This window comes from Arthrobacter sp. 2YAF22_2 (genome assembly GCF_052114645.1).
GTDB lineage: Bacteria > Actinomycetota > Actinomycetes > Actinomycetales > Micrococcaceae > Arthrobacter.
Genome location: NZ_JBFRFD010000141.1, coordinates 1 through 7,398, shown reverse-complemented (window position 1 = coordinate 7,398; position 7,398 = coordinate 1). Strand labels below are relative to the sequence as shown.

At 66.1% G+C, this 7,398-nt stretch carries 7 protein-coding genes and 1 pseudogene; all 8 read right to left on the bottom strand.

The features are described from left to right. Positions 1-72: 72 nt before the first annotated feature. Positions 73-570, bottom strand: a complete 498-nt coding sequence (locus AB4Y86_RS07890; protein ID WP_441401648.1) for an SRPBCC family protein — start codon at positions 568-570, stop codon at positions 73-75. A 46-nt stretch (positions 571-616) separates the two neighbouring features. Beyond that, entirely contained in the window at positions 617-970 is a 354-nt protein-coding gene (locus AB4Y86_RS07885; RefSeq protein ID WP_441401646.1) for an ArsR/SmtB family transcription factor, read from the bottom strand. A 120-nt stretch (positions 971-1,090) separates the two neighbouring features. Continuing rightward, entirely contained in the window at positions 1,091-2,446 is a 1,356-nt protein-coding gene (locus tag AB4Y86_RS07880; RefSeq protein ID WP_441401644.1) for a hypothetical protein, read from the bottom strand. Next, positions 2,436-3,200, bottom strand: coding sequence for a TIGR03943 family putative permease subunit (locus tag AB4Y86_RS07875; protein ID WP_441401642.1), 765 nt, complete (start codon positions 3,198-3,200; stop codon positions 2,436-2,438). Before AB4Y86_RS07875 ends, AB4Y86_RS07880 begins: the two co-directional genes overlap by 11 nt. Beyond that, the gene (locus AB4Y86_RS07870) at positions 3,190-4,254 is read right to left on the bottom strand and encodes a permease (RefSeq protein ID WP_441401640.1); all 1,065 of its coding nucleotides are present in this window, start codon (positions 4,252-4,254) and stop codon (positions 3,190-3,192) included. The genes AB4Y86_RS07875 and AB4Y86_RS07870 overlap by 11 nt, the downstream gene beginning before the upstream one ends. 125 nt (positions 4,255-4,379) lie before the next feature. After that, a complete protein-coding gene (locus tag AB4Y86_RS07865; protein ID WP_441401638.1) occupies positions 4,380-6,344 on the bottom strand; it encodes an ATP-binding protein in 1,965 nt (654 codons plus the stop codon). Between the two features lie 64 nt (positions 6,345-6,408). Then, complete coding sequence (locus AB4Y86_RS07860; RefSeq protein WP_441401636.1) at positions 6,409-6,849, bottom strand: DUF7793 family protein; 441 nt, start codon at positions 6,847-6,849, stop codon at positions 6,409-6,411. Next, positions 6,846-7,398, bottom strand: a pseudogene (locus tag AB4Y86_RS07855) (glycosyltransferase family 2 protein); the annotation flags it as partial. The pseudogene AB4Y86_RS07855 and the gene AB4Y86_RS07860, both read right to left, overlap by 4 nt.

Below are 7,398 nucleotides of genomic sequence, written 5' to 3'. Positions count from 1 at the left end.
CCCCTAGGGTGCGGACCAGCCGCCGTCGGACGCGAGCATGGCGCCCTTGACGCTGGTGCCGCCTGTGCATGGTCAGGCGTTCGCGTGCTCGGCGAGGATCGCGTCCACCTGGCCCAGGGCCTGGTTCATGCCTTCTTCCATGCCCATGGCCACGATCTCCTCCATTTGCTCCTCCGCCTCGAAGGTGGAGTGCACGGTCATCCGGGTGCGGTCGCCGATCGGTTCCAGTGTCACCACTCCGTGGATGGTGCCCTTGTCCGCCACCGGGACGCCGTCGGCGTCCGAAAACCCATCGTCGAACTCCAGGCGGTGCGGGGCCTCGATGGCGACAAATTTCCACCAGCCGCGGGCCTTCTCCCCGTCCGGGCCGGTCATGAAGTACGTGGCCTCGCCGCCGGGGACGAAGTCGTGCTTCTCGAAAGTGGCCGGCCAGCTCGGCGGACCCCACCAGCGCTCGAGCAGCCGCGGGTCTTCCCAGATCTGCCAGACGCGCTCGACGCCGGCGTCGAATTCGGCGACGACGCTGAGGCTCAGCGCCTCAAGATTCTTGACTGAACTGATGACTGTCATGTCGAGCCTTCCTATCTTTCAGCTACGGTGGTTTCTGCCTTGCCTGCTATTCGACATTTGTTGGTGGCCCTGTTTCTGCGAGCAAGTCCGCGATCCGTTCGCTCCGCTGCCGCCACATGACCTCGTACTCGTCGAGCAGCCGGCGGGCCTTCTGCAGCCCCTCGTGGTTGGCCCGCACAATCTGCTCCCTTCCGCGCTTTTCCTTGGTCACCAGGGACGCGCGTTCCAGTACCGCCACGTGTTTCTGGACGGCTGCGAAACTCATGGCGTAGAGCGCGGCGAGACCGGAGACGGAGTACTCCCCCGCCGTCACCCGCCGTACGATGTCGCGGCGGGTCGTATCGGCGAATGCCTGGAACAGGCGATCCAGCGCCTCGTCACCCAATTGATCTACAACCATTTGGTTGTAGGCTAGTCCGGTGTTGCCGGGGTGTCAATGGGTCTGACAAAGTCCGGGGCGGCACCTGAGGCAGGTGCGCGGTCCTCGGTCGGAGGTTGGCGGAGACCGTTGGGGCCGCGGCTACCCGCACCAGTTCGGCAGGAAACCGGGGACAGTGAGCACCAAGGCTCCGGTCTTGACGTCAACGACGGCGGTCTCCATGGGGGTCGGTGCCGGGCGGTTCGGGTACTGATCCCCGACGTAGCCGGGCGCGGCGGTTTCAATGGCAAGGTACGCGCCCGTTGGCGAAAGGCAGACGTTGGCTATCCGGGATCGGCCGGCGTCCGGCCGGTAGAGCACGTTGGGTCCGTTCCGGTCGGTGACATTGACCGCGGAGCGCTCATTTCCTGCGTCAAAGGTGCTCGTCACCTGCGCGTACAGGCCGCCTTTGTTCAGTAGGAGGGGCGGCCCCGCGGTAGCCGTCGCCCCGTCCTGGTTGCTTTTCAGGCCGGCACCTTCGGCGATGCTCAGTTGGGTAACGGTTCCGGTGGCGATGTTGATGGTCGAGTAGCGCTCCGGGTCGATCCCCTGCCGTAGTGCCCGGTCTGCGACGACGAGGTCGCCCGTGCCGGGGACAAAGCCGAGCAATCCGCCGTGCGTGCCCAACGGGGTGACTCTGCCCGGGCTCAGGGGATCCAGGGCGAACATCGACAGCCCGTCGGTCTGCGCAACGAGCGTGGTTGAGCCCGGGACAAATTTCCAGTCGGCCGCGCTGACCGGACCGTTAATCCCGTCGACCTGCTTCGGCGAGGCGGAAGTGTCTTCGACGTCGTAGACGAAGAGTTTCTTACCGGGCTGATCYGTGGACGAGGAACTGGTGAACGTGTAGCCAATGAGGTGGCCCGACGCGGCTGCCCGCAGATTCTCCACTTTTCCGGTTTTGGGCAACGGCACGATCCGCGGAGCCCCGCCGTCGAGTGGAACGATCTCCAGTGCGTTGGTGTTGTCGCCGTTGAGCGTCGCAAGGGCCAAGGCGGTGGGAAGCGCGGCAAATTCCTGGATCCGCGGGGCGGTGGCAAGCACCGTGGTCTTCCCGCCACCGGAGAGGTTGGCCCCCCGGATGGCGTCGGGGATCTTCTTCCCCGCACTGTCGAAGCCGGCATTCCGTTCCAACGTGTAGATATCAAAAGAGGCGGTGCCGGCGGCATGGTCCAATGCGGAAACGGAGTTCGGATGCTGCAGCTCCGCCAGGTTTCCGGCAGTAAGGGCGCCCGCGAGGATGCCAAGAAATGCGATGGTGCCGTAGAGCGAGCGAACAAAGCCACGCCCCGCCCGGCGCGCCGCGGCTTTCTGTTTAGCCGTCTCCTTGGCTCCCGGCTTGGCGGACGCCTTGGCCCCGGGTTTGGTGGATGGCTTGGTCGCCGCCTTGGTGGACGACCCGGTCCGCGACTTCGCAGCCGGCCTGGCCTTCGGTGTGGTGGTGGGTTTAGTAGACATAGGGCTGCGCCGGCTGTGCGACAGGAGTGATCGTGTCGGGGATGAGCACGACCGATTCGCGGCTGGTGACATTGGGGTTCGGGCGGAAACCGCTGGTGAGGGTCACCCAACTGTCCGTCTTGTACTCGTTCTGCCAGCCGGGACGGTAGACGGGCACGCCGATAGGTTGGGCGTCAACGGCGCAGCAGCTCACCACGAAGCGCGTCACAAAGAACACATTCGCCGGATCGCCCTTGTCAGGGGTGACGAAGCCGGTAACCGTGGCAGTCTTGCCGGCGAAGAAATCAACGCCCGCTCCGGAACGGAGCAAGGAGGCCCAGTCCCTGACGGTGAACGACGAGTAGTCTCCGCCGGCGAGCTTGCCGGCATCGTTTGAGACGAGCGACGAGGCGGAGCCGTTGAGACCCCGCTGGGCGACCGTCGACGTGGTGAGCGTCGACGGCGGCAGCACCAGCAAGCCCACTACCGCCGCGGTGATGGTCAAGATGCTTCCGGTGGGCCAAAGCCATCCCCACCGGGTGATTCCGGTTTCAGCCTGTTCGTGCAGGTGTTCGTCCGCCGCGCCGGGCGCCAGGGCAAAGGCCGCGAGCGCCAGCACGGCGGCAATCACGGCCATGACCATGGTGAACACGAAGTACCGCGGATGGATGTATAGGGCCAGTTGGCCAGTCAGGCCGAGCCACAGCGTGGCCACGACGCCGATGAGGCTTAAGGCCACACCCTGCCAGCGCCGAATCAGCCTTCTAGTGAACATAATTGACCGCCAATCCGAGTACGGCGGCGGACAACGCCACCAGCGCACTCAGCTGAACGAGGGTCTTGGAGGTGAACGTGGTGCGTAGCAGGGTGAGCATCTTCACGTCGATCATCGGCCCGAACACGAGGAACGCCACGATAGCCCCCGGCATGAACGTTGCACCGAAGGACAGAATGAAGAAAGCGTCAACGTTGGAACAGATGGCCACGACGAAGGCCAGGAGCATCAGGGCCACCACGGACCAGACCGGGTTACTCCCGAGCGTCACGAGCACCTCCCGGGAAACGGCGACCTGGATGATTCCGGCCAGGGCCGCGCCGATGAAGAGCGCTGGCATCATGGCTCCCGTTTCCTGGACGAACATCCGCACACTTCGCGCCGGCCTGCCCTGCAGGCCGCCGTGGTGGTCGTCCAGGGCGCAGGCTGCCTGGAACCGGGACGTCAGCAGCTCCTGCGGGCGTGGATGCCGGCTGTAGATCCAGCCCACCAGGTTCGCGATGAGGAAGCCGCCGAGAATGCGGGCCACCAGGATGTTGTTGTCCCAGCCGAAGGCCTGCTGCGTCGTGATGATGGTGATGGGGTTCAAGATCGGCGCGGCGAACAGAAACGTCATGGACTCGGCCACCGTCAGACCATTGACCATCAGCCCGCGGGCCAGCGGGACGTTGCCACATTCACATACCGGAAGCAGCATGCCCAGCAGAGACAGCACTATCCGCCGCAGAAAAGGGGTTCTCGGGAGCCTGCGCAGCAGGAGCCCCTCGGGGAGCCAGATCTGCACGCCGATAGAGAGCACGATCCCGAGGAAGACGAAGGGCAGGGATTCGATGACGACGCTGATCGACAAGGTGGCAAAATCCCGTAGCGCATTGGCCAACCCGGACCCGTCCACGGACGAGGGAACCAGAAGCCGCACCACAAACAGCAGTGTCAGGACCGCTATGCCGACCAATAGCCCGGCCGCGGACCTGCCCCGCGGGGCACGGACCGGGCCGGTGGCGGCTATGTCGGGTGCCGGCAGCCCGCGTTTTTCCGTGGCTGGCAGCGGCATGAGCACTCCTTCTGCGACGGGCAGGGCACCCCGGCCCGGAGGGCCGACACGGGAGACTGTACAGGCTGAGCTCTAGGCGGACTAGGGCCCATAATGCCCTTCCCACGGCCCGGGCCCGGGGGCCCTCACGCCAGAAACGTCCGGTGCACGTCGCTGCCGTAGCGGCGGATGATGTCCCGCTTGGCACTCTTGAAGGCTTCGAGGTCCCCCGCGTGGCCGTGTTGTTCCGTGCGGCGCCGGGCGAGTTCGTCCGCGATCACGTCCAGGAAGAGTTCGGCCAGCAGCAGCCCCGCTGAATCACGGAAGCGCCCGCGGCCGTCGATGTAGAGCTGGACGGTCGGGGCCGCTGTATTGATGATGACTTTGCGTTCCTCAGCACTGTAAACGGCACGGTCGGCGCTGTTGTGCAGGCTGCGGAAGTCATAGCCGGTGAACAGATCGACGCCGTGGTCCCGGCTGGGGCGGCCACCCTCCCGGTGCGGCGGCTGCTGCAGAGCTGCCGCGTCGGCGGTGAGCGCATGGTGCGGCGGCTGGTCGGCGCTGTGGTGCGAGGCCTGCTCGGCGATGACGATTTCGCACAACGCCCAGTAGTCGCCCTCCCGGACGGTTAGCTCGGCACGGTCGCCGTCGCGTTCGCCCAGCACGGTCCACTCAAGCCGACGCGTGCGCCCCAGCGCGGCGACGGCGGTCGGGACCGGTTCCGGGTCGATCCGCAACCCGCCGGACTGCTCCACCTCAAAGGTGAGCATCCCGCCGTCGGGCAACTGCGCCGGATCCAGCAGCAGCGCAATGTGGAATGGATGGCCGGGTGGCCGGTAATAGAAGGGAGTGGTGAACCGGAGGGCCGCGGGTTGTTCGCCCGCGGCTGGAGTGCCATCCCGGTTCCGGGCCACCGGCGCCGTCTCCAGCCCTAGGTCGACGACGGCCGCCTCGCTCATGTGTTTCAGCAGCTGCTCGATCATTTCGGCGGTGCGGCCGGAGGTGGTGGCGCGTTCCAGATGGGTGAGTTTCTCTTTCTCGTGCTGTACCGAACCGGCGATGACTTGGCTGACGGCCTGGGAAAACGCCGCCACGAAGGGGTCCCGGGGGTTCAGGCCCTCGCGCTCATCGCTGATGATCGCCCGCCCGCGGCCCAGCATCCCGGTCAGGGCATCGCAGCGGACGGCGCCGAAGAGGTATTCCGTGCCGACCTGGTTTTCGAACTCGAACAGCTGGCAATCCAGTGYCGCGTTCCCGGAGAGGACAAGGAGTCCGTTGGTGCGTTCGTCGCCCCTGAGGGTCAGCTCGGTGTCGACTGCGCGTTTCAGCGTGAGGCTGAACGGATACGTCTGGCCCTCAAAGCTGACGGTCCCCGGCAGGTCAGGGCCGAGCAACAGCTGCGCCGGCGGTTCGAGGAACCGGACCGGCTCGCTGCGGAGTTCGCCCGACCCGGGCTCGCCGCGCTCCAGTTCGACGTTCCGCCGGCCCAGCACCGCACGAAGGTAGAAATTATCGGATAGAGACTGCAACAGGGTGCTGTACTGGGTGATCCGGACGCGGTGATTGTCGACGACGACCGTCACCCGGGTGCCGCTGCCCGCCGGTGTTTCATCGACGCCGAGGCGGGCGTAGTCGGCCGGGTACGCGCGGCGGTCCTGTCCGCCGTCGTCGTAGAGATAGCCGCCGTTTTCGCCGCGGAAGACGTCGATTCGGGTGAAACGGCCGTCCTGGATGGTCTCGAGCCAGCCGTGCCCCAGGCCGAAGATGGCCTGCTTGAGGCCGCGGCCGAAGTAGCCGCGCCCGTCGCCTTCGCCCCGGGCGAGCGGGCTGTGCGCGCCGCCGTAGCTGAGGATTCGGCCGGCCTGCTGGAAGGACATGCCCTCCGCCTGGTCACTGACCATCAGCACGGCGCCGGTGTGGTGCCGCTCGTACCGCACCCGGATCCGGCCGCCACTCTCGGCGCCGCCACCTTGGGCGCCGGATCGCTGCAGTCGGGCGTAGCTGTCGTCGCTGTTGGTGATCAGCTCCACCAATGCCTTCTCCACCGAGGCGAAGCGCCGCGAGTCGATTCCGATCACGCGTTGGTCCACCTGGATTTCGGCCACCGTCATGCTGATGCCCCCGCTCCGAAGCTGTGCACTGCCTTCTATCGGGACAGTAGCAGTCCGGTCCGGGTCAGCCTAGGGCGTTGAGAGCGGACGCTCCCAGCTCACCCCGTTCACGTTCCCCAGGCCTGCTGAGGAAGCCGTTCAGCCAGGCGAGCGCGTCCGTCCGGGACGTGAAGAATTCGTGCGGGAACCTGGTATCCCGGCCGGTGGCCGCCGCCACGACACGGTCCACGGCGCTGGACCCCAGCACGGCGATGGCGCTGACATGGACCGACTTTGCGAATTCGTAGCGGGCCGCAGCGCTGATCACCACGTCGGTCATCACGGAAAGCATCGGCCTGGGCGTACCTTGGCCGATCAGCTCGGCGGCCCGCATGGCGTCCCGGGCCTCCCCGACGTCAACAGACGAACCGGGGGTCCAGACTGACTCGATGATACCGCCGCGGATACTCAGGGAGTTCTTCCCGTTCGCAGCGAGGACCGGTCCCGACGCGCCTCCCCCGGTCACCGGACACCGGCCCTCTTGCGCCTGTCGGTATCACCGCGGAGGTCACGGTTGAGACGCCGGTCGCCGTGGTACAGGATCGACTCCCAGTCGACCTCTTCCGGTGACTTCGGAATGACCAGCGGTCCCTCCGGCGCGGCTTCTTTGGGTTTGACGTAGAGCCAGTTCAGCACGCCGAGGAAGATATCGACGGCCGAGTTCCTCAGTCCGATATACGCGCGGATGGCGTACGCCGCCATCACCGCGTTGAAGGCCGCGAAGACCGCGTTGCTCCAGTTCTGCTGCATCACGTCGCGCCAGACCGTGAACAGGGAGAACACCACGATCGCGTAGGGTGCGAGGACGTAAATCGCCGGTGCTGCCGTCCGGTCCTTGACTTTCGGGGTGCGGGCGAACGGAATCTTGTCACCGGTGAGCGCCTGCTGCAGCGATTTTACGACGCCGGCCAGGTTCACGGGCATCAGCACCAGGTTGAACCCGTAAATCCGGAAGATATCGCTGAAGCGGTGGCCGGAATCCCGCAGGTCGCTGCCCATGGCCAGGAAGTACGGG